Below are 21,706 nucleotides of genomic sequence, written 5' to 3' on the forward strand. Positions count from 1 at the left end.
TTAGTTGCATATGCAATTATTGCATATACAACCTTTTAAGTAAATTAACTAATTTAAGATATTTTTAATGGAATAAGAAAAAAGTGTGTAAATTTGTAATTATTTATATTCTTACTTTAAAACTAGACCAGCAATCAAGTGAAGAATAAGTTAAAGATCCATTAAATCTATCTTCTATAATTAATTTAGCAATATAAAGACCTAACCCTGTTCCTTCATTTGAACTTTTTGTTGTAAAATATGGTTCAAATATTTCCTTACGAATATCAGGAGGTATTGATCCACCGTTATTTGAAATCTCTATTTCTAATTGATTATTATTAGATACCGAAATAAAAACTTTTCCATCATTAGTTTTACTATTAATAATTGCATCTTTAGCATTTATTAGTAAAATCATAAGAACTTGTACTAATTCATTTTTATTTAATTCTACCTCTATATTTCTATCTTTAAAGTCACTTTTAATGCTGATTTTATTTGTATTAAAAGAAAACTTAATTATAGAGATAACTTCATGAAGCAAATTCTCAATTTTGAAAGAATCAATTTTTTTGTTATCAAGAGAGAAGTTACGAAAGTCATCTAAAGTATGAGATAAATAGTTTGTTATTGATTCAATATTATTTAGCTTATCATCTAATTTTGTAGAGGTTAACTTATTACTAGAATAATCACTATCAATACTATATACAACAGAATTGATTTGAGATAAAGGTTGTCTCCATTGGTGAACTAGATTATTAAGCATTTCACCAAGAGTAGCTAGTTTTTGTTTATTTATTAACAGTTCTTCTGTTTCTATTCTTTTTGTTTTTTCTAATTCTTTTTCATATTCAAGTAACTTATATTTATAAGATAAGGCAAAAGACATAAGAATAACTTCGAAAACTACACCCCAAATATATGAATTATCAATAAAAAAAGATCCTTCAATAAATCCTAGTTCAGATAGAACTAATGAAATATTTCCACTAAGTAAAAATATTTTTGAAATAAAAAGATATTGAGCAGTTTTTAATTTAAATACAATCATTAAATAAATAGTCACAGCAATTGAAAAGAAAGAAGAGATAATAGAAAAAACTTCATAGACCGTAACATATGATTCAAAAATAGAAGTTATAGCAAATATTAAAGGAATATATACAAAAAGTTTCAAGTACTTTAACATTTTGGGTAAATATTTTTTTATATTTAAATAATGAATAAGAAATAACATATTAAAAGCATAGATTAAATTACCTAATATTCCATATGTATATTGATTAATATTTGGTATAGTAGGCCAAATATATTCAAAACCAAAACCTGTCCAAGAAACAATTCCTAAGATAAATAAGAAATGAAAAGATACATAATAAAAATATGATTTTTCTTTAATTATTAACCATATAAAAAAGTTATATAAAACCATAGATATTAATATTCCATATACAAAATCAAATATTCTTTTATAAAAAATAAGGTTTGATTCATATTCAGAAATAGAAAAGTTATTCATAAAGGTTTTAATAGCAAAAGAAGAAGATAGTCTTAAATATATAGTTTTATTCTCTTTTTCTTTAATAAAAACTTTAAATGCAGCATTATTTAAAGATTTGATATTTGTATTAAAATTTTGTAGTTGTCCAAATTTTTGAACTTTATTATCATTATATAAATCAATATAATCAATAAAAGGTATTTTAAATTCAAAATATCTATTTTGTTCTAAATTAGTATTATTTTTAATTTCAATTTTTAACCAACAATAAGAATCAATTATTCCAAAGTTATCACCCTTTGAAGTCTTGAAATCTTTTACTGTTTTTATTTGAGATAGAGTCAAGTCTTTTTCAGTCAAGTAATAACTTGTACTTACTTCAAAATCATTTTGGGAATAAGCTAGTTGAGTAAAAAAATAAAAAAATATTAATGATTTAAAAAAAATATTCATGTTAACCTATTTTGTACCCTATTCCATATTCATTTCTTATTGTATTTTTAGGCAATTTTTTTCTTATATTTGTCATCATAGTTTTTAATGATGATAAAGTGTATTCATTATAATCATCCCATAAAGAGTATAAAATTTCTTCATATGAAGTTAATGCCTTACCATTACCTGCATTTTCAAATAAAAGGGCTAATAAATCTTTTTCTTTTGACGTAAAGTTAATTTGTTTATTTACATAATAAACTTCATTCTCTAAAAAAGACCAATAATAATTGTCATTTAATTCAAATCTTCTCATTGAAATGACTTTATAATTCTTAAGTTCATCTATAGCATTATTTAGTGATTCATTTAAATCTTGTCTTCTTACTGGTTTTATTAAATAATCTGTTAATTTTAAAGTACTGGCATCTAATAAAGTTTTTTTATCACTATAAGAAGTTAATAATATCGCTTTTGTATTTAGGTCATTTTTTCTAACTTTTTTTAGAAAATCTAGTCCATTCATATGAGGTAAATCAACATCAATAATCATTATGTCAGGTTTCTTTTCCAAATATAATTCATAGGCTTCTAAACCATTTCCAGCTTCATATACATTTGAAAAACTTTTTTTTAATACATTAGTATAGTTTTGTCTAATATCAATATCATCTTCAATAAAAAGTATTGAATAGTTATTTTCATTTTCCATTTTTATCCTTACATATTATACAACAAATAATTAACTCAACTTGTATTTTATAAAGTGAATATTACCATAAAATAGTAAGTAAATAGTAAATTTTCTAATAATCATTATTAAAAAAAGATTCTAATTATATTTATTGTAGAATACAAAAAATATAAGGAAAACAATATATGAACAAAAAATTATTGCTATTTATCTTTTTATTTATAAGTTTCACTTCATCTCTTTTTGCAAGCTTCCAAGTTTCATATTTAAATGATTCAAAAAAATACAAAAATATAAATGATGTTATAAATAAAGACTTTACTAGTATTCCAAAAAAAATGACTTTTGGAAATAAAAAAGATGTATGGATTAAAATAAGAATAGAAAATAAGACTAATAAAAAAATAGATAACTATTCATCAATAAACAATATTCAAATAATGGAAAATGTACATTTTTATACTATTTTAAAAAATCAAGTTATTAAAAAAAATGAATTGTTCAATAAATATAAGAATTATAATGTAGACCATAGAATTGGTAATTCACTTATATATAATAATAAAATCAATGCAAATCAAAATCTTGATGTATATATTCATATTACAGCAAAAAGTCATATTTATTTTGATATAAATAATGGTACATTTAGTGAAATTACAACAAAATCATCGAGAACCACTACTTTACTTATTTTCTTAGTAGGAGCGTTATCTGCACTAGGTATATACTATGCATTCTTATATATTTTCACTCCTAATTCATCATATTTATATTATACGCTCTTCGTTTTTTCTTTATTATTTTGGAGCTTTTACATATATGGTGGGTATGCTTACCACTTTGATATTTTTACAGTAGGTGGATTTTCAAATACATTTGTAGTATTAATTCCAATTTTCACGATAATGTTTTTTAAATCAATATATAAAAACTATTCAGAATTTTATAAATATAATCTTATATTGAATTTTTTGCTTTCATTTTTAGTTCTATTTTTAGTACTGTATATATTAAGTCAATTAGATTTAATTTTTTATATTTCAATTGGTAAATATGGCGCTCTAATATATTTATTTACTCTTATTATTACTGTGACTATTTCAATAATTATATATATCAAAAAACTTCCATATAGTGGTATTTTTCTTTTGGGATATAGTGCTAACTTCATAGGAACAATTACATCAATTGGCTTTTTTCTAGGAAAAACACCTTATAATATTTTTACTTTGCATGGGAATATAATAGGTGGAGTAATTGAAGCAATACTATTTTCTATACTTTTAACTTATAAAATGAGAAAAGTCTATAAAGAAAAAGAGGATGCAATTAATTCAAGTAAAATAAAGAATATTAAAATAAATATTCTTAATGAAACTATTGATTTTATATCACATCAATGGAGACAACCATTATCCCAAATTAATTCATCAGTTTTTGCTATAGATAATATTGCAAATCAAAATAAACTTCAAATAAAAAAACTTGATGAAGAACTATTATATATAGAAAGTATTACAAGTTACATGTCATCAACAATTGATGATTTTAGAAATTTGTTTTCAAATAATAAAAAAGATGAAGTGTTTTCATTAAACTCTATTATTACAAAAACCCTAAGTATTCTTAAAAAAGTACTTATTAATAGAAATATTGAACTAAATCTTAATATAAAAGAAGAGTTAATGATTACAGGAAATAAAGGTGATATAACACAAGTACTTTTAATAATTTTAAATAATGCGAAAGACGTACTAGAAGAAAGACAAATACTTAGCCCTAAAATAAATATTTCATTAATAAAAGAAGATAATAAAGCTAATTTAATTATATGCGATAATGCAGGAGGAATATCTCCTAAAAATGAAGAAAAAATATTTACTGCAAACTACTCAACAAAAGATAATGATAAAAATTCTGGATTAGGATTATATATTGCAAAAACACTTATTGAAAATAAGATGATGGGAGAGCTAAGTGTTTCCAATGATAATCAAGGTGCTTGTTTTTGTATTAAAATGCAAGTAGTTCAATAAATTTAAATATTAACAAAAAGTCGAGAGAATTATAGTAACTCTATTTTTCCACGACTTAGTTTTAGAATACCTTTTTCTTCAAAGTTTTTTAGGATTCTACTTATTATTTCTCGAGAAGTACCTAGATGTGAAGCTATAATATCATGAGTAGTAGTGATAACTTTTTGGTTTTGTAATTCAAGCCATTCAAGTAGTCTTTCATCAATATTTTTGAATCTTAAGTCTTCTATTAAATTAGCCATACTATCTAATCTACTTGCAAACAATTCAAGTACATAGTATCTAAAAGACTCTTCTTTGAAAAATATCTCTTTTATAATATTTGAGTCAATATAATAGCCTTCTACTTCATCTTCTGTTATAGCAGACCCAATTGCTAGAATATTACTTAATCCACCGCTTAGATTAACATTACATTGTTCAAATGGTTGTAAATAATAAAGAGTTATTTCTTTCCCTGATTCATGTTGACGATAAACACGAACAGTTCCTTTTGTCAAAAAAAGTATATCTTGACATCTATCACCTTGATGAAAAAGTTGAGTATTTTTTGGTATTGTAGTTTTTCTTGCAGATGATAATAAAATATCTTGTGATTCTTTTGATAGTTTATTAAAAAATTTATAATTGTGAATAGTTAGTCCTTAATAATAAAAAACTAGCTACCTTATAAAGTAACTAGTTCTTTTAATTTAAAGTATATTATAACGAACTTATAGGTTTGTTTTTAATTTCTTCCCATTTAATATCAGCTTTTTTGATATATCCTGGAATATCTTGTAACCATAAACCTTTTACTTTATTGTTAAGATTCACATAAAGTTTCCCATCAACAATTTCCCAAACTAATGGATCACCGTGGAACTTTTTACCAGCAGTTACACCAAATGCACACCAACCACCGTAAGCAGGAGCATATTTTTCTGGATTATTATCAAATAAATTTTTATTTTCTTCTGTAATAAAAAGGTAAACCTCACCATTGTATTGAGATACATGACTTCCATTACCCATTACAGGTCTTCCAATTGTATGGTAACTAACCGCATCATAACCTCTTAATACAGGTGTAGAATATGTTTCACTAGCAAATGCCATTGAAGATATAAACATTATAAATACTGCTATTGCTGCTTTAATATTTTTCATTTTAAATTCCTTATAGATGTTAATTCATCTTTTATTTTTAAAGTAATAGAACTATAACAAAAAAAAATATTCTTGTATGTGAGCAATGTTACATACAATATAAAAGAGTAGATAAAATAAGGAAAAAGGGGAAAAAATTGCTTTTTATTAGTAGATAAATAGAAGTTCAAAGAACCTCTATTAGGTTTTATACAGATATTATTAGATTAGTATTACTTTTTTCGTAAAGATACTCGTCTATCTATTTCAACATTTAATATATTTTCATCATTAGTAGTAATAAATTTAGTTATAGAAGGAACTTTTACTTCTTTAATATTTAAATACTCTGGGCGCTGTGATGTAAGAATTTTATATTGATCAAGTACATTTGATTTATATTCATCAAAATTTACTTTCTCCATGGGAGTTAGCTCTGCTACACTTTTTGCAACATATACTAAATATTTTAATGAACCATTAATATACTTATGAGCAGTTTCATAGTCATTTAGTTTAAAACAAAGAATCGTTTTCATTACAAAGTAAGAAGGTACTATTTTAAAAAGAATTACACTGTTTTCAAACTCTTCACACTCTTTTAATAAAGTCTCATAATTTGGCTCTTCTTCTTTACAAATTGCTAATGAAATATTATCAAATGCAAAAGCATCATCTTTCATATATTCTTTTAAATTTAAGTTTTCTGACATTGTTTATATCCTTTTTTCTATACTAGCTAAAAAAAAAGCTTTTAACTAAAAGAACTAATGTTCAAATAGTTAAAAGCTTTTAGTGGAGCGGGAAACGAGACTCGAACTCGCGACAATCTGCTTGGAAGGCAGAGGCTCTAGCCAACTGAGCTATTCCCGCACATTGTAAAATTAAAAATGGTGTCAAAAGAGAGACTTGAACTCTCGACCTCCGGCTTATGAGACCAGCGCTCTAGCCAGCTGAGCTACTTTGACATAGGTTAATTGGTTGCGGAAACTGGATTTGAACCAGTGACCTTCGGGTTATGAGCCCGACGAGCTACCGTGCTGCTCTATTCCGCGTTATATAAGAACTAAGTTTAATTTGGTTGCGGAAACTGGATTTGAACCAGTGACCTTCGGGTTATGAGCCCGACGAGCTACCGTGCTGCTCTATTCCGCGTCATTTAAATAAAATGTTTTGATTAAACTTAATTAAAAAAAGTGGAGCTGGTGAAGGGACTTGAACCCCCGACCTGCTGATTACAAATCAGCTGCTCTAGCCAAGCTGAGCTACACCAGCGCCTAACAAATAAATTTGTTATAGTGGATGGGGTAGAAGGATTCGAACCTTCGAATGACGGCACCAAAAGCCGTTGCCTTACCACTTGGCGATACCCCATGAGTGTGTTAGTTATTTAGTGGAGCTGGTGAAGGGACTCGAACCCCCGACCTGCTGATTACAAATCAGCTGCTCTAGCCAAGCTGAGCTACACCAGCACTAAATAATTGTAAAAATGTTTAAAATCACTATTGTGAAATTAAATGGTGTCAAAAGAGAGACTTGAACTCTCGACCTCCGGCTTATGAGACCAGCGCTCTAGCCAGCTGAGCTACTTTGACACAGGCTAAATTGGTTGCGGAAACTGGATTTGAACCAGTGACCTTCGGGTTATGAGCCCGACGAGCTACCGTGCTGCTCTATTCCGCGTTAACAAAATAATATAAAGTGGAGCGGGAAACGAGACTCGAACTCGCGACAATCTGCTTGGAAGGCAGAGGCTCTAGCCAACTGAGCTATTCCCGCACACTTAAAAGTAATAAATTTGAATAATTAAGAAGTCTTACAAACTCTTCAAAACTATATGGAGCGGGAAACGAGACTCGAACTCGCGACAATCTGCTTGGAAGGCAGAGGCTCTAGCCAACTGAGCTATTCCCGCACTCTAAAAAATTGTTATGGTGGGTCTAGAAGGACTCGAACCTTCGGCCACTCGGTTATGAGCCGAGTGCTCTAACCAGCTGAGCTATAGACCCTCTCATAAACAATGGCGGACAGTGAGGGATTTGAACCCTCGATACCGTTGCCAGTATGCATCCTTAGCAGGGATGTGGTTTCAACCGCTCACCCAACTGTCCGTATGTTTTCCGTATTTGTTCTACCAAATTTGGATGGGAATTATATAGGCAATACACTTAAAAAACCCTTAATTTTTTTCTTTTGTTTGTTTTTTTGAAAAAAAGTTTTTTTTCATTAAAAAACACTATAAATAACTAATATTATTCTATTTTTGCATGTATAATTTATGTTTTTTCATAAATAAAAGAGGATTGGTTTTTACTATTTTTTTTGTTTTTTGAATTTTAATGATTATATTTATTATTTATTGGAGTTTTTTTTGCAAAAAAAAAGTCTAAATTCATAAAAGAATTTAGACTTTTTAATAAGTTAGATGTTTTTTAGTATTTTTTCAACTACTTCTTTTGGATTATCCGCTTTATATATAGGACGACCTACAACTATAAAGTCAACTTTATTCTCTTTTGAGAAAGGAATATCAGCTACTCTTTTTTGATCCCCTGCATCTTCACCAAAAGGTCTAATACCAGGACAAAGAGTAATAAACTCTTCTGAAGTGTTATTTTTAATATCTAAACTCTCAAAGGCAGAACATACAACACCATCAATTCCTGACTCATGTGTATCTTTTGCAAATTGAGTTGCTTTAGAAGCTATATCTTCATTATATACTGCTTTAAATGCATCATTATCAAATGATGTAAGTGCAGTAACTGCTAATACTAAAGGCTTATTAGGAATATCTTTAATTCTATCCATAACAGTAGTCATAGCTTTTACACCAGCACTTGCATGAACATTAAACATATCTACTAATCCAAAGTTAGCAATTTCTTCTGCTGCATCTGCCATAGTATTAGGAATATCATATAACTTTAGATCTAAAAAGATTTTAAAGTTAGGATTAATAGCTTTAATCTCTTCTAAAAATTCTTTTCCATCTCTAATATATGATCTAAATCCTACTTTTAACCAAACATCAAAATCTTTAATTTCTTTAACGATTTCTAAATTCTGTTTAGCAGTTGGTAAATCTAAAGATACACATAACTTCATATCATTACTCATGAAACTAAGCCTTTTTTACTTTGTCTAATAGACCATTAATAAATTTAGGAGCACCATCACTTGCTAATTTTTTAGATAATTCAATTGCTTCATTAATAACGATTGCTTTTTCTACACCTTCAACGAAGATTTCAAAAATAGCAAGTCTTAAAATTGATTTTTCAACAGAACCAATATCAGTAATTCCACCTTGTTTTAAGTGAGAAATTAATTCTTCATCAATTTTTTCAATGTTGTCAACTGTACCATTAAATAATTTTAAAGCAAAGTCTTTTTGTTTGTTTCTGATTTTTTTATCTTCTAAAATATCATCAACAAATTTAGCGATACCTTCATTACCTAAATCGTAAGCATATAATAAACCAATTACTGATTCTCTAGCTTGTGTTCTAGTTGCCAAATTACTTCTCCATCGCTTTATATAAGTCTAACATCTCAATAATAGTAACCATTGCTTCTGCACCTTTGTTACCTACTTTTGATCCAGCTCTTTCAATTGATTGCTCAATAGTATCAGTAGTTAAAACACCGTTTGCCACTGGTTTACCATATTTTAAAGCAACAGTTGCGATACCTTTTGTAGCTTCAGCTGAAATGTAATCAAAATGAGGAGTTGCCCCTCTAATTACTGCACCTACACAACAAACTGCATCATACTTACCAGAAGCTAATGCTTTTTCTAATGCGAATGGAATTTCAAATGCACCAGGAACTAAAATTAGATCTAAGTTCTCAGTATTTCCACCATGTCTTTTGAATGCATCTTCTGCACCTTCAACTAATCTATCAGTTACGATATGGTTGAATCTTCCATTGATAACAGCAACTTTTTCGTTACCTTGTAATCTTAAATTACCTTCAATAATGTTCATTTATTTCTCCGAATGATGATAAATTATTTTATCATTTGTATTTAATTTCTATATTTATTTGGGGATTATATCTAAAAGTAAATTAATCCCTAAAAAAGGGATTAATTATTTTGTATTTTGAAGCAGTATTCTTAGTTTCCTAAAACTTCTTTGATAGCAAAAATATCATTAACAACATTGTATAGTTCATCAACTTGAACCATATTTGGTCCATCACTTAATGCAACACTTGGATCAGTGTGAGTTTCAAAGAAGAAACCATCAACACCAACAGCAGCCGCAGCTTTAGCAAGACTTGGTACAATTGCCGCGTTACCACCAGTTGTTCCACCAGTACTTGGTACTTGTGCAGAGTGAGTTGCATCAAAAATAACAGGTGCATATTCTCTCATAGCAATTAGGTTTTTCATATCAACTACTAATGCTCCATAACCAAATGTATTTCCTCTCTCACAAAGCCATACACCATTGTCATTAGAATTTTCATAAGAAACCTCATCAACACCTCTAGTTTTTAATACTTTTTCAACTGGATGTTTCATAGAACCAGCTGCTAAGAACTGACCCTTTTTGATATTTACTTTACAGTTAGTTTTTGCAGCTTCTACTAATAAATCAGTTTGTCTACATAAAAATGCTGGAATTTGTAATACATCTAAAACTTCACCAGCTGGTGCTGCTTGATATGATTCATGAATATCACTTACTAATTTGTATCCGAATTGTTCTTTTATTTCTTGGAATAATTTTAAACCTTCTTCAAGTCCTGGTCCTCTAAAAGAGTCTAAACTTGTTCTATTTGCTTTATCAAATGAAGCTTTAAAATAAAATTCGATTCTTTTATCTTCACTCATTGGTAATAATTTTTCTGCAATTCTCATTACTGTGTCTCTATCTTCTAAAACACATGGTCCAGTTAAAATTTTCATTTAATTCCTTTTAAAAATTGTTTGTTTTTCTTTACCTGTTAAAGCATAATAAAATTCATATATATTTTGGCATATATATTCAATATCATCTTTTGCATTTTCATCACATGCAAATAAAATCTTATCCCCTATTTCTAGTGGGAAAGAATTTTCAGGTAAAAGTATATTATCTTTTTCTCTTTGAAGCAGCAATGGTATCACATTATTACTCTGATCTTGATTATGTAAAGACCTATGAAAAATATCCATACTTAGAGTATTATCCTCATCTAAGTGTTTGAATATCTCAGGTGTTTTTTTCTCATTTATCTCTATTTCTAAAAGTAAAGGGCTTTCATTAATTTCTTGTAATAATTGTTTTACAAGTAAAGCTGCCCAATGTTCATCTTTCTTTAATATCATTTTTATGAATTCATCAGAGAGAGGTTTTAATAAAGCATTTGTTGTTTTATTAATAAGAATCTTTGCTGGCATAAAAATATGATCAATATTTGCATTTTGAAATATTGAGAAATCTTCCATTTCATTTTCACGAACAATTGTTAGAATATCACTATTTAATTTTTTTGCAGTTGCTAATATTGATAAGTTAATAGTATCATCATTTGTTGTTGCAATAATTGCAGCAGCATTTTCAATACCTACACTTAATAACATCTCTTTATCATCTGCATTACCAAAGGTTAAATGAGATATTTCATCTCTTGAGAAATGATGTGATTTATTCTCATTAATCTCCACAAGTTTAGCTTCAATATTATTTGATTTTAGTTTTTCAAATATTTTTTTACCTAATCTTCCATATCCACAAATAATATATTTACCTTTTGGAAAAATAGGTAGAGTTGAAACTAATGTCTCTAAGCCATATATCCACTTCTCTAATTTTAATAAATTTGGAGCTGTTAAAGCCATATTTATTTCAGATGAAATAATAGAAAATGGATTTGCAATAGTTTCTACATCTAAATCTTTTAAGTTCTCTGTTTGATTTGTAGTTGTAGATTTTGCTACAAGTTGTACATGTTTGTTTAATAATTTTGAAGTTAAGGCAATTCGTAAATTCATACTATCTTCTTCAAATAAAGAAACAACAGCTTTACAATTATGTTTTTTTATTCCTGCAAACTCTAATGCTTTAATAGAATAAGTATCACAATTTAAGACAGGAACTGTGGGAGTGAAACTTTCTAGTATTAATTCATTTACCTTACTTTTATCTTTTTCAATTACTACTGTTCTAATTCCCTCTTCTATTGCTTTATGTATTATCTCACTAGTGATTTGGTTGTATCCTAATACAATTATGAATTTTTCTTTTAGATTAATTACTTGTTTTTTAAACTTTGACTTTTCAATCTCTTTTAAAAAAAGTTTATCTTGAAGTAATGATACTAAAGAACCAATTCCATAAAACCAACCTAGTACTGTTAAATAAATAGAAAAAGTAACCCAGATTCTTTGTGAATATGTGAAGGTATATGGTGTTTCTCCAAAACCAATTGTTGTAGCCATATAAGAAACAAAATAAAAAGCATCGAAGATTGTCATTTGATGATGTTTTCCATCTATGTCAACACCATCAATAACAAGCAATCCAATGATTGCAATAGTATAAGAAAGAACAATTACCAGAAACGGTATTCTCATTCTTTGTAAGATTATAAAAAGTGAGCTATTTTCCAAAGTAAAAACCTACTTTATCTTTTTGATTTAAGAGTATCCCCTACATATAATGCAACAGAAATAACATTAGCTAATAATGCTCCTCCTGATAGAGATACAATAGTAGCTACAATTTCAGCATCAACTGTATATACATAAGCTGCAACAGTCCATACAATAGCAGCTGCAATTAATTGAATATCAGCAACTAAAGAAGTAGCTAAAAGAACAGAACCCATTTGAGTTCTATCTCCTAACTTTAATGTAGTTGCAATTATATTAATAACAATTGCTGCAAATAACTCATACTTACTATGGCTTTCTAGAGAATATAAATCCCCATAGAAAAAACCAAAGTTTACAGTCATTGCAAGGATTATAAAAAATCCTGCAATAACCTTATCGAGATTCATGGTATTCATCCTCCAAATCTTTACCGATATCAAGTCTTCTTTTAAATACATGATCAATATTATCATGTACTCTTGAATCTTTATCCAAGAACATAATTCTATGTTTATTTAACTGATTAATATTCTTAAGACCCATAATAGCTAACATACCCCTAACACTTTTTAATAAGTTGTTATGATAGTTTCTAACTTTTTTTGCTTGTTTATAAACAAAGTATTTTTTTCTTTTATCTTTATTTTGAGTTGCTAATCCAACGGGACAATCATGACCTGTTGTACCTGAACAATACCTAGCTCTAATACAACCAGCACTCATCATAAATCCTCTAGCAATCTGAATAAAATCTGCACCTAATGATAAAATTACAATTACATCATCAGGTGTAAGAACTTTACCACTTGCTACAATCTTAACATGCTCTCTAACTCCATAATCAGAAAGAACTTTATCAGCTAAATATACAGAATCTCTAATATTTAAACCAACTCTTTCCATCATTTCAATAGGGGCAGTTGCAGATCCACCAGATCCACCATCAATAGAAATAAAGTCAGGATATCTTGTATCTCCTGCATCTATTCTTCTTTTGATCTCTTTTGCATATGGTTCGATATTTTCTAAATCTGAAATTACAATTTTAAACCCAACTGGTTTATCTGATAACTCTTGTAGTTTTCCTACAAAATCAAATAACTCTTCAATAGAATTCGCATAAGGAAACCTATTTGGAGAGAATACATCAGTATGAGCTTCAACATTTCTGTAATAAGCAATTGCTGGTGTTACTTTATGGGCGGCTAATTTACCACCTGTTTGTTTTGCACCTTGAGCAATTTTAATTTCAGTCATTCTACAGAATCTCATAGTTTTCTGATATCTATCAGGATCAAAATTACCATCTTTATCCCTAGCACCATATAACCCAGAACTTAACTGTAAAATAATCTCAGCCATATCTTCTGGAACTTCTTCAGGGAAATCTGATAAAGGAGCATCCCAGTTTATTCTATGAAATAGTTGTGATTTTAAATCAAAAACATAAGTTTCTGCTTCTTTATCTTTTCCAAATACCATCTTTCTATATGCATCTGCTGCCATTGCACCATTAAAGAAGAAGTTAACTACATCTTTAACTTTTTTAGAAATATATGTACCATGAACAATTTTCATATATTCAGGTTTATAAGATTGATGAGTAACAAAGAAGTTAGAAGTAACTCCACCCTCACCTGAGTTAATTGGGAATCCACCCATTTGAGCACCTCTTACAAAGGCTCTAGTTCCCTCAGGAGAAATAGATCCATCACTCATAGCAGATCTTGCAATAATTGTTTTTGCTGTATATGGTTTCTTTCTGCTTGAACCAAATACAACTTCAAATTCTTCATCTACTTCATTATCATTTAACACAATATTTGCGTGTCTAATCATAAATTTTGGCTTTGGTAAAGGTTGAGCCGGAGAAAAGGCTGCATAATTTGGTGCATCATTTGCTGCTTTATAAACCCAATCCAACTTATCTTTAGATTCATAAAACTTTTCATCACCAAAATATTGTCTAAAAGGCTCTCTTGCTTCTTCCAAAACATATCTTAATCGACCGATTATTGGGTAATTAACCAACAATTGGTGATCTCTTTGTACATATTTATCATGTACATACCATGCTACAATAATAATTGCAAACAATATCCATAAAACCGTATAAATACTAACTTCCATAATATTCCTTTACTAGTTCTTTTTACTAGAAACCAATAGCCCACTTACGACTATCAAAAGTATACCAAAAATAATCCAAATGTCAGGGAATGCATCCCCTAAAAACATACCTAAAATAATTGAAAAAGCAATATTTGAGTATGAGATAGTCCCGATAATTCCCGCTTTAGCGTGTGAATAAGCTTTTGTCATAAAAATCTGTGCAAATGTTGCGAATAGACCCAATAAAATAATAAATAACCAATCATTTGTATTTGGCATAACAAATTTGGCAAATAAAAAGTCTAATTTCTCATTTGTATAGAATTCACCTATTATCAATAAGATTAAAGGCCCTATTGTTCCAATTGTCATAAAAGACAGAACAATTGCCCTAGAATCATAAAATTTTCTTAATTCTCTAATTGATGTATAAGCAAGACCCGCGCCCACACCACATAGGATTCCTAAATAGTCAGTTTTATCTAAATTTGAACCATCAAACTTAGTAATGAATAATATTCCAATAAAACCTACAAATACTCCAATCCAACCTTTGAAGCCCAGTTTTTCTTGCACAAATATATATGCAAAAATTGCTGAAAATATTGTAGATGTTTTTGAGAATGTCATAGCCTCACCCAGAGGAATTTGTGCTATATTATAAAAGAAAAAAAGTAATGCAACAAATCCAGCAATACCTCTAAAAATTAGTAATCCAAGTTTTCCACCAGTTTGATTTAAAGGACTTTTATAGATTGATAATAGTATTAGAATCACCCCAAAAACATTCCTAAAAAATACAACTTCAATTGAACTCATTGAATCACTTAACTCTTTTGCTACAGCTCCCATAAAGGCGAATAGCAATGAAGCAAATATCATATATTTTATACCAAGTCGTACATCGTTTTCCATATAATTTCCTAAATTAAAAGCGCCATTGTATTGCTTATCATATTAAAAAAAGATTATTAGTCCCAATTTTTAAAGCAATTTTTAGATACCATATAAACTTTTATAAAGATATAACTTGTAGTAGGAATAATATGGAATATTTAAAAATCATTGGAAATAAAGAAATTTCGGGTGAAGTTACTATCTCAGGTGCAAAAAATGCGGCATTGCCTCTTATTGCATCGACAATACTAGCAAAAAACGAAATTAACATTGGTAACATGCCAAATGTAGTAGATATTAACACTTTTTTAAAATTAATTGGAAAACTTGGTGGGACATTTGAAAAAGATGAAAATCAAGTAAAGATTAATGCATTATCAATAGATAAAACAACAGCAACTTACGATATTGTAAAAACAATGAGAGCTTCAATTTTAGTTCTTGGACCACTTCTATCTAGATTTGGACATTGTGAAGTTTCACTTCCTGGTGGATGTGCAATTGGTCAAAGACCAGTTGATTTACACTTAAAAGCATTAGAGCAAATGGGTGCGATTATTGAAATCAAACATGGTTATATTCAAGCAACAGCTCCTGAAGGTTTAAAAGGTGCAAAAATTGTATTTGATAAAGTAACTGTTGGTGGAACTGAAAATATTTTAATGGCAGCAGCTTTAGCAAATGGTGAAACAACTATTATTAATGCAGCAAAAGAGCCTGAAATTGAACAATTATGTGATGTTTTAGTAGATGCTGGAGTTAAAATTGAAGGTATTGGTACTTCAAAGCTAATTATTCAAGGAACAAATAAAGAGTTACTTGAATTTAAAGACTTTGATATTATTCCAGATAGAATTGAAGCAGGTACATATATGTGTGCAGCAGCAATTACTAACAAAAAAGTTAAAATCAATAAAGTAATTCCTTTACATTTAGAAGCAGTTACAGCAAAATTAGAAGAAATGAATTTTGAAGTTATTCAAGATGAAACAAGTTTAACTGTATGTCCAACAGATGAGATTAAACCTGTGAATATCATTACAACTGAATATCCAGGATTCCCAACTGATATGCAAGCTCAATTTATGGCATTAGCTACACAAGCAAATGGAACAAGTACTATTGATGAAAGATTATTTGAAAATAGATTTATGCATGTTAGTGAATTATTAAGACTTGGAGCTGATATTCATCTAAATGGAAATACTGCAACTATTAATGGTCAAGCTGGAACATTAAATGGTACAGATGTAATGGCTACAGATTTAAGAGCCTCTTCTGCGCTTGTTTTAGCAGCTCTTGTAGCTAAAGGTGAAACAAATATTCATAGAATTTATCATCTTGATAGAGGTTATGAAAACTTAGAAGGTAAACTTACTCAAATCGGTGCTGATGTAAAAAGGTTTACTGAATAGCACACTTTTTAAATGATAAGCAAAAAAACCACATGCTTATCATTTATTTAAGTTAAAATTACATAGAATCTATACAATTATTATAAAAGGTGATATTAATAATATGAAACTAGAAATTTCTTTATTTAAATTTGACAGCAATTCTGACTACTTACCATTTTACACAAAACATTTTTTAAAAATTAAAGATGAAAAAAATCTATTAGATATTTTAAATACTATTAATAAAAATGCAAATTTTGGATATGTTAACTGTGAAGAATTTGACCTTGTTGTAAACGGTGTTTATGTTAAAGCATCTATTACACTTACTGAATTAGTTGAAAACTTTGGAAAAGATTTAACAATAGAACCAATTTCAATTAGAAGAGCTTACAATGATTTATTAATCGATGAAAAAGACTTCAATGAAAAAATTTCTATTTTAGATGAATTTTTAAGTGATGAACTAAGAAAAAAATACCAAGAATTAAAGCATTACTATTATGCTTCAAATACATTAAATTTCAATACAGATTATATTGGGGATGCAGTATTAATTATTGCTCAAGATTTAATTGAAAATAGTAATACAAAAACAAAAAATAAAATTTTAATTGCATTATCTGAAGTAGAAATTTCAGCTCAATATCATACAAGTTTAAAAAATAGAATTTATAATTTTGACTCTTCTGTAGAAGAAAAAATTGAAAAACTACAAACAACTCTAAGATATTATGAAGAGACTGAAAAACAAAACTATAGAGTAAATACTACTTTAAAATTAGACTTTGGAGAATTCCTAGATAACTGTGAAGTTAAACATGATTTTAAAGATTTTAATATTGCTTATTATTCATCAAGTAATGAAAGCAAATATGAAACATTAGTAAATAAATTAGATGCAAAAATGTTAAAACTAGATTCGTTAAAATTAGACTTAGCAAAAAATACATTTAATGTAAATCCTGATATTACATATTTCGTAGCATATACAATATTATTAGATGCATTTGATAATAATGCAGACTTCTTATTAGTTGATACTATTGAAGATTTTTATATTTTTGATTATAATAGAAAACAATTTGAAAAGATCTGTGGAAGAGATGTATTATTACCAGTAATTCATATTAATGAATTACAACAATTAGCAGGTGGTGAACATAAAACTGCTAACAAAACTTTAATAAAGCATCAAATCAATCCAGAAATAATCTAAAGGATAAGATATGGTATTAGATATTGAATTTATAATATATTCTTCAATACTTATTGGATCAATAATACCACTTTATATTTATAGACAAAAGATTTTTTCTTTTGCCTATAAAACTGGCAGCATGGAAGTATTTATCCGTGACGTAAAACTTCATTTAAAAAAAGATCATTACAAAATAAACTTTGATTACTCAATAATAGATAAAACTGCAGATGAAAAAGATATTAGAATAAGACAAACTATAATTGTAGAAGATTTAGTAGCTCAATATTTTAATTATGAATATCTAAAAGTAACTCAAGGAACTATATCAAAAGATAAGCTTTGGACAACATACGAAGAAAAATCTAAATCAAATTCTAAGACACCAAGTGATTGGAGTCAAAGAAGAGAACTTGCGTGGAATAGAGATCATGAGAAATGTAATAGATGTGGTATAAAATCTAAGTTAAGTGATTCTATGAATATTTTTGTAAAAGAAATAAATGATAGTGGTGGTTATAATGTTGAGAATATCATTACATTATGTAGTGACTGCTATAGAGTAATAAACTCTAAAAATCATGCAAATACAATGGCTACATTGAATCTAAATGATAAACTAATGGTTTTTGTTGAATCTTAATCTCTAAAGATTAAAAGTTCAACAAAAACTTTGCTACATATTTCTTTTCACCTTTAAACTTACACCAACCATGTTTTGAACACTTTTCAATTTGTACTTCATCATTTTGTTTTAATATTTCTAAAATAGAAGCATTAGCAGATGCGCTTGAACGTACATATAACTCTTCTACTCTAACACTAGCTGGAATATAATCTAACTCTACTTCTTCCTCTTCAAGTATCTCTTTTGGGATAATAATAGGCTTTTCATCAACTTGAACAATTACTTCTTTTTTTGATTTTAGTTTTTCAATCTCATCTTTAAGTAAAAGCATTTCTTCTTTTAGTTTTTTAATCTCTATATCATTGTTATTGTTGTTACTTATTACCATAGGTGCTGATTCAGTTTTTAAAACTCTTTTATTTTTATAAACTTCATCCATAATAATTTTTACTTTTGAATTAAGTTTTTTTAATTCATCTTCATTTAAAGATACTTTATCTTTTGTAATATCCACATCATTTAATAAAGATTGAAATCCTATCTTAAATAAAAATAGTTCTAATTCTGATGTTTTTACAATATTATCATCATTTTTCACCTCATCTTGGGCATAAATATTTATAAGTAAAAATAAACTAATAAGTATATTTTTCAAAAGTATTTCCTTTTACAATCATTTTTTTTCTATAGGAGCAATTCTAAAGGTATTATAAACTACTCTTTTTTTATCTTTTTGTTTTATTGCAAAAATATATTGTTTTTTGTTTCTATTTAAAACTTCAAAGTATTCAATATCATCTAATAATATATCAATGTATGATTTATTATTTTCATAAAATTCATAAGAGGTACTAGAGTACTTAAACTCATCTTTGCTCTCAATTCTAACTAATTTATTATTTGAAGAGATTAAATATGTAATATTTAGATGATAAGCATTATGATAAGTATTATTTGATTTAAAAGTAATAATACTATTCTTGTCTCTATCTTGTGTTACTTTAATCTCAGAAGTAGCTTCTGCAATATCTTCTAAAAAAATATTATAAAGTCTATTATCAGATTTAATACTTTCTTGTTTATTTGCAAATATTTTATTTGAATGTTTTGTTTGATCTAGTGTTTTATACAAAAAAATAATCATAATCATAAATAATGATATAGAGATAAGAACCTCAAGAAGTGTAAAAGATTTTTTCATAATTCTATTTTAAAAGTGTATATATTTTTATTGATTTTATCATCAATATTATATGTAGTTGAATATGTTGTAATATTCAAATCATAAGTATCATTTTTGATTAATTTAGAAGAAACTTTATCATCTTTTATTTTAACTTTTATAGGTTTTAATTCTTTTCTTAACTCATCGTTATCAAACCTATAAACTCTATCTAAAAAGATATTTTCATTTCTATCACTTGCTTCTTCTAAATTCATAACTAAAGATACATAATCATTAAGTTCTGCTTTTTCTTCTGATTTTTGTATTAAAAAGATATTGTCACTTTTTACTTGCAGTAGTGATATCATCACTACACTAAGCATTGTAATAGCAACAAGCACTTCCATCAATGAAAAAGCTTTTTTCATACTATTTAATACCTATTCTAACTGCTTCATCAACAGAAGTATCACCATTTTCAAGCATTAGTTTTAATTGTTTGTCTAAAGAAATCATTCCATTATTAATAGCTTTTTTCATTAAAGTAGAGTCATCAACATCAGTTTTTAAATACTCTTTTATTTCATCAGAAATTACAAATAGTTCTCCAATTGCAATTCTTCCTGAGTATCCAGTAAAATTACAAGACTTACAACCATTTGATTTATATATTTTTGTATTAGGTGATAAATTAAAGATTTTATGAGAAGCTACAGATTCATCTTCACACTTACATTCATTACATAGTTTTCTTACTAGCCTTTGAGCAAGTACTGCAAGTAAAGCAGATGATATTAAGAACTTCTCAACTCCCATATCTATAAGCCTAGTAATAGCTGCTGGTGCTCTATTTGTATGTAATGTAGAAAATAGCAAGTGTCCAGTTAAAGCAGACTGAACGGCAATTGAAGCAGTCTCAGTATCTCTAATCTCGCCAACCATAATAATATCTGGATCTTGTCTTAAAATAGATCGTAGCCCTGATGCAAAAGTAAGCCCTACTTTTGTATTAACTTGTATTTGTGAAAACTCATTTGATTTATACTCTACTGGATCTTCAACTGTGATAATATTCTTCTCTTCACTTACTACTTGATGTAATAGCGAATGTAAAGTAGTAGATTTACCACTTCCCGTTGGTCCTGTTACTAATACCATTCCATAAGAGTTTTGTAATACAGATTCTAACTCTTGTGTAATATATGAAGGAAAACCAAGTTCTTTTACGCTTAAGATATCTTCACTTTGCATTAAGATTCTCATTACAATTCTCTCACCATAAAAAGTAGGAAGAATTGAAACCCTAATATCCAAAGTCTTACCAGCAATTTTGATCTGAGTTCTACCATCTTGAGGTATTCTTTTTTCAGAAATATCTAGATTTGATATTACTTTGATTCTTGAGATTACTAAAGACATAATATTTTTATCTAACTCAATATGTTTCGTTAATACTCCATCAACTCTGTATCTTACTTCTGCTTTGAATTCGTGCATTTCAATATGGATATCTGATGATTTCTTTTTTATTGCTTGATAAAAAAGTGAGTTTACAAACTTGATAATAGGAGCTGATTCTTCTGAAGTTAGAATATCACTTCCAACTTTTAAGAACTCAGTCATAGAGAAGTCTTCATCCTCTAAAGTTGCACCTTCTTGTTCTTGTTGAATTGCACTCATTTCTTTATCTGTTTTTATTTCTAAAAACTTATTATAAAGTTTTTCAAAAGATATTTCATCTAAGAAAATAGTTTTATATTCATAATCTAATTTTGATAAATAATCCAAAGATACACTCATATACTCTTTGGAAATAGCAATGATTATTTCATCATCAAGTTTAGAGAATAAAACATAGTTTTTTAAAGCTGTTGTATATGAATCAATTTCATAAGGAACTAAATTCTGATTATGTAGCTCATTAATATTCAT

Annotated in this window: 21 protein-coding genes and 13 tRNA genes; 4 read left to right on the forward strand and 30 right to left on the reverse strand. The window is 27.8% G+C overall.

Annotated elements, in window-relative coordinates:
• Positions 1-103: 103 nt before the first annotated feature.
• Entirely contained in the window at positions 104-1,939 is a 1,836-nt protein-coding gene (locus ALEK_RS12965) for a sensor histidine kinase (RefSeq protein ID WP_071628248.1), read from the reverse strand.
• Position 1,940: 1 nt separating this feature from the next.
• Positions 1,941-2,633 carry a response regulator transcription factor gene (locus ALEK_RS12970; protein WP_071628247.1) on the reverse strand — a complete coding sequence of 231 codons (693 nt, stop codon included), beginning with the start codon at positions 2,631-2,633 and terminating at the stop codon, positions 1,941-1,943.
• A gap of 167 nt (positions 2,634-2,800) precedes the next feature.
• On the opposite strand from ALEK_RS12970, the gene ALEK_RS12975 reads away from it, so the two are divergent.
• Positions 2,801-4,654 (forward strand): sensor histidine kinase, encoded by a 1,854-nt coding sequence (locus tag ALEK_RS12975; RefSeq protein ID WP_071628246.1) that lies wholly within the window; start codon positions 2,801-2,803, stop codon positions 4,652-4,654.
• Positions 4,655-4,683: 29 nt separating this feature from the next.
• On the opposite strand, the gene ALEK_RS12980 is transcribed toward ALEK_RS12975, so the two are convergent.
• The 24 genes from ALEK_RS12980 to ALEK_RS13100 all read right to left on the reverse strand — a co-directional run bounded on the left by ALEK_RS12980 (position 4,684) and on the right by ALEK_RS13100 (position 15,401).
• On the reverse strand, positions 4,684-5,289 hold the full coding sequence (locus ALEK_RS12980) for a helix-turn-helix domain-containing protein (protein ID WP_071628245.1): 606 nt from the start codon (positions 5,287-5,289) through the stop codon (positions 4,684-4,686).
• Positions 5,290-5,356: 67 nt separating this feature from the next.
• Positions 5,357-5,803, reverse strand: a complete 447-nt coding sequence (locus ALEK_RS12990) for a YHS domain-containing (seleno)protein (RefSeq protein ID WP_071628244.1) — start codon at positions 5,801-5,803, stop codon at positions 5,357-5,359.
• Positions 5,804-6,015: 212 nt separating this feature from the next.
• Complete coding sequence (locus ALEK_RS12995; protein WP_071628243.1) at positions 6,016-6,495, reverse strand: hypothetical protein; 480 nt, start codon at positions 6,493-6,495, stop codon at positions 6,016-6,018.
• A gap of 83 nt (positions 6,496-6,578) precedes the next feature.
• A tRNA-Gly gene (locus ALEK_RS13000) sits at positions 6,579-6,655 on the reverse strand.
• Positions 6,656-6,673: 18 nt separating this feature from the next.
• Positions 6,674-6,750, reverse strand: a tRNA-Met gene (locus tag ALEK_RS13005).
• Positions 6,751-6,760: 10 nt separating this feature from the next.
• Positions 6,761-6,837 (reverse strand) — tRNA-Met (locus ALEK_RS13010).
• Between the two features lie 23 nt (positions 6,838-6,860).
• Positions 6,861-6,937 (reverse strand) — tRNA-Met (locus ALEK_RS13015).
• A gap of 42 nt (positions 6,938-6,979) precedes the next feature.
• A tRNA-Thr gene (locus ALEK_RS13020) sits at positions 6,980-7,057 on the reverse strand.
• Between the two features lie 24 nt (positions 7,058-7,081).
• Positions 7,082-7,156 (reverse strand) — tRNA-Gln (locus ALEK_RS13025).
• 20 nt (positions 7,157-7,176) lie between these two features.
• A tRNA-Thr gene (locus tag ALEK_RS13030) sits at positions 7,177-7,254 on the reverse strand.
• 46 nt (positions 7,255-7,300) lie between these two features.
• Positions 7,301-7,377: transfer RNA gene (locus tag ALEK_RS13035), tRNA-Met, on the reverse strand.
• 11 nt (positions 7,378-7,388) lie between these two features.
• Positions 7,389-7,465: transfer RNA gene (locus ALEK_RS13040), tRNA-Met, on the reverse strand.
• Between the two features lie 19 nt (positions 7,466-7,484).
• Positions 7,485-7,561 (reverse strand) — tRNA-Gly (locus ALEK_RS13045).
• A gap of 59 nt (positions 7,562-7,620) precedes the next feature.
• Positions 7,621-7,697 (reverse strand) — tRNA-Gly (locus tag ALEK_RS13050).
• Positions 7,698-7,714: 17 nt separating this feature from the next.
• A tRNA-Ile gene (locus ALEK_RS13055) sits at positions 7,715-7,791 on the reverse strand.
• A gap of 12 nt (positions 7,792-7,803) precedes the next feature.
• Positions 7,804-7,893: transfer RNA gene (locus ALEK_RS13060), tRNA-Ser, on the reverse strand.
• A gap of 310 nt (positions 7,894-8,203) precedes the next feature.
• Positions 8,204-8,902, reverse strand: a complete 699-nt coding sequence (pyrF, locus tag ALEK_RS13065) for an orotidine-5'-phosphate decarboxylase (protein ID WP_083574729.1) — start codon at positions 8,900-8,902, stop codon at positions 8,204-8,206.
• A 4-nt stretch (positions 8,903-8,906) separates the two neighbouring features.
• Complete coding sequence (gene nusB, locus ALEK_RS13070) at positions 8,907-9,302, reverse strand: transcription antitermination factor NusB (protein WP_071628307.1); 396 nt, start codon at positions 9,300-9,302, stop codon at positions 8,907-8,909.
• Between the two features lies 1 nt (position 9,303).
• Positions 9,304-9,774 (reverse strand): 6,7-dimethyl-8-ribityllumazine synthase, encoded by a 471-nt coding sequence (gene ribH, locus ALEK_RS13075; RefSeq protein ID WP_071628306.1) that lies wholly within the window; start codon positions 9,772-9,774, stop codon positions 9,304-9,306.
• A 131-nt stretch (positions 9,775-9,905) separates the two neighbouring features.
• The gene (gene kdsA, locus ALEK_RS13080; RefSeq protein ID WP_071628305.1) at positions 9,906-10,703 is read right to left on the reverse strand and encodes a 3-deoxy-8-phosphooctulonate synthase; all 798 of its coding nucleotides are present in this window, start codon (positions 10,701-10,703) and stop codon (positions 9,906-9,908) included.
• Positions 10,704-12,389 carry a potassium channel family protein gene (locus ALEK_RS13085; RefSeq protein ID WP_071628304.1) on the reverse strand — a complete coding sequence of 562 codons (1,686 nt, stop codon included), beginning with the start codon at positions 12,387-12,389 and terminating at the stop codon, positions 10,704-10,706.
• A gap of 14 nt (positions 12,390-12,403) precedes the next feature.
• Positions 12,404-12,781 carry a DUF6394 family protein gene (locus tag ALEK_RS13090; protein WP_071628303.1) on the reverse strand — a complete coding sequence of 126 codons (378 nt, stop codon included), beginning with the start codon at positions 12,779-12,781 and terminating at the stop codon, positions 12,404-12,406.
• The gene (locus ALEK_RS13095; protein WP_071628302.1) at positions 12,768-14,504 is read right to left on the reverse strand and encodes an FMN-binding glutamate synthase family protein; all 1,737 of its coding nucleotides are present in this window, start codon (positions 14,502-14,504) and stop codon (positions 12,768-12,770) included. Before ALEK_RS13095 ends, ALEK_RS13090 begins: the two co-directional genes overlap by 14 nt.
• 12 nt (positions 14,505-14,516) lie before the next feature.
• A complete protein-coding gene (locus ALEK_RS13100) occupies positions 14,517-15,401 on the reverse strand; it encodes a DMT family transporter (RefSeq protein ID WP_071628301.1) in 885 nt (294 codons plus the stop codon).
• Positions 15,402-15,532: 131 nt separating this feature from the next.
• On the opposite strand from ALEK_RS13100, the gene murA reads away from it, so the two are divergent.
• The 3 genes from murA (at position 15,533) to ALEK_RS13115 (ending at position 18,624) form a co-directional block, all read left to right on the forward strand.
• Positions 15,533-16,798 carry a UDP-N-acetylglucosamine 1-carboxyvinyltransferase gene (gene murA, locus ALEK_RS13105; protein ID WP_071628300.1) on the forward strand — a complete coding sequence of 422 codons (1,266 nt, stop codon included), beginning with the start codon at positions 15,533-15,535 and terminating at the stop codon, positions 16,796-16,798.
• Positions 16,799-16,901: 103 nt separating this feature from the next.
• On the forward strand, positions 16,902-17,999 hold the full coding sequence (locus ALEK_RS13110) for a hypothetical protein (protein ID WP_071628299.1): 1,098 nt from the start codon (positions 16,902-16,904) through the stop codon (positions 17,997-17,999).
• 10 nt (positions 18,000-18,009) lie between these two features.
• A complete protein-coding gene (locus tag ALEK_RS13115; protein ID WP_071628298.1) occupies positions 18,010-18,624 on the forward strand; it encodes an HNH endonuclease in 615 nt (204 codons plus the stop codon).
• Between the two features lie 10 nt (positions 18,625-18,634).
• Here the strand turns inward: ALEK_RS13115 and ALEK_RS13120 are convergent, their stop codons facing one another.
• Genes ALEK_RS13120 through ALEK_RS13135 form a run of 4 tightly spaced genes read right to left on the reverse strand, consistent with a single transcriptional unit; the run spans position 18,635 to position 21,706 of the window.
• Positions 18,635-19,264: an SH3 domain-containing protein gene (locus ALEK_RS13120; protein ID WP_071628297.1), complete on the reverse strand. Its 630-nt coding sequence runs from the start codon at positions 19,262-19,264 to the stop codon at positions 18,635-18,637.
• An 18-nt stretch (positions 19,265-19,282) separates the two neighbouring features.
• Positions 19,283-19,810: a PulJ/GspJ family protein gene (locus ALEK_RS13125; RefSeq protein ID WP_071628296.1), complete on the reverse strand. Its 528-nt coding sequence runs from the start codon at positions 19,808-19,810 to the stop codon at positions 19,283-19,285.
• A complete protein-coding gene (locus tag ALEK_RS13130) occupies positions 19,807-20,202 on the reverse strand; it encodes a PulJ/GspJ family protein (protein WP_071628295.1) in 396 nt (131 codons plus the stop codon). The genes ALEK_RS13125 and ALEK_RS13130 overlap by 4 nt, the downstream gene beginning before the upstream one ends.
• Position 20,203: 1 nt before the next feature.
• Positions 20,204-21,706 carry a GspE/PulE family protein gene (locus ALEK_RS13135; RefSeq protein ID WP_071628294.1) on the reverse strand — a complete coding sequence of 501 codons (1,503 nt, stop codon included), beginning with the start codon at positions 21,704-21,706 and terminating at the stop codon, positions 20,204-20,206.

The sequence above is a fragment of the Poseidonibacter lekithochrous genome (assembly GCF_013283835.1).
In the GTDB taxonomy this organism is placed as follows: Bacteria; Campylobacterota; Campylobacteria; order Campylobacterales; family Arcobacteraceae; genus Poseidonibacter; species Poseidonibacter lekithochrous.

What these genes read in the sequence shown, in the direction of transcription:
- ALEK_RS12965 (WP_071628248.1), bottom strand. Translation starts at nt 1,939, where the DNA reads ATGAATATTTTTTTTAAATCATTAATATTTTTTTATTTTTTTACTCAA.
- ALEK_RS12970 (WP_071628247.1), bottom strand. Translation starts at nt 2,633, where the DNA reads ATGGAAAATGAAAATAACTATTCAATACTTTTTATTGAAGATGATATT.
- ALEK_RS12975 (WP_071628246.1), top strand. Translation starts at nt 2,801, where the DNA reads ATGAACAAAAAATTATTGCTATTTATCTTTTTATTTATAAGTTTCACT.
- ALEK_RS12990 (WP_071628244.1), bottom strand. Translation starts at nt 5,803, where the DNA reads ATGAAAAATATTAAAGCAGCAATAGCAGTATTTATAATGTTTATATCT.
- ALEK_RS12995 (WP_071628243.1), bottom strand. Translation starts at nt 6,495, where the DNA reads ATGTCAGAAAACTTAAATTTAAAAGAATATATGAAAGATGATGCTTTT.
- pyrF (WP_083574729.1), bottom strand. Translation starts at nt 8,902, where the DNA reads ATGAGTAATGATATGAAGTTATGTGTATCTTTAGATTTACCAACTGCT.
- ribH (WP_071628306.1), bottom strand. Translation starts at nt 9,774, where the DNA reads ATGAACATTATTGAAGGTAATTTAAGATTACAAGGTAACGAAAAAGTT.
- kdsA (WP_071628305.1), bottom strand. Translation starts at nt 10,703, where the DNA reads ATGAAAATTTTAACTGGACCATGTGTTTTAGAAGATAGAGACACAGTA.
- ALEK_RS13090 (WP_071628303.1), bottom strand. Translation starts at nt 12,781, where the DNA reads ATGAATCTCGATAAGGTTATTGCAGGATTTTTTATAATCCTTGCAATG.
- ALEK_RS13095 (WP_071628302.1), bottom strand. Translation starts at nt 14,504, where the DNA reads ATGGAAGTTAGTATTTATACGGTTTTATGGATATTGTTTGCAATTATT.
- ALEK_RS13100 (WP_071628301.1), bottom strand. Translation starts at nt 15,401, where the DNA reads ATGGAAAACGATGTACGACTTGGTATAAAATATATGATATTTGCTTCA.
- murA (WP_071628300.1), top strand. Translation starts at nt 15,533, where the DNA reads ATGGAATATTTAAAAATCATTGGAAATAAAGAAATTTCGGGTGAAGTT.
- ALEK_RS13110 (WP_071628299.1), top strand. Translation starts at nt 16,902, where the DNA reads ATGAAACTAGAAATTTCTTTATTTAAATTTGACAGCAATTCTGACTAC.
- ALEK_RS13115 (WP_071628298.1), top strand. Translation starts at nt 18,010, where the DNA reads ATGGTATTAGATATTGAATTTATAATATATTCTTCAATACTTATTGGA.
- ALEK_RS13125 (WP_071628296.1), bottom strand. Translation starts at nt 19,810, where the DNA reads ATGAAAAAATCTTTTACACTTCTTGAGGTTCTTATCTCTATATCATTA.
- ALEK_RS13130 (WP_071628295.1), bottom strand. Translation starts at nt 20,202, where the DNA reads ATGAAAAAAGCTTTTTCATTGATGGAAGTGCTTGTTGCTATTACAATG.
- ALEK_RS13135 (WP_071628294.1), bottom strand. Translation starts at nt 21,706, where the DNA reads ATGAATATTAATGAGCTACATAATCAGAATTTAGTTCCTTATGAAATT.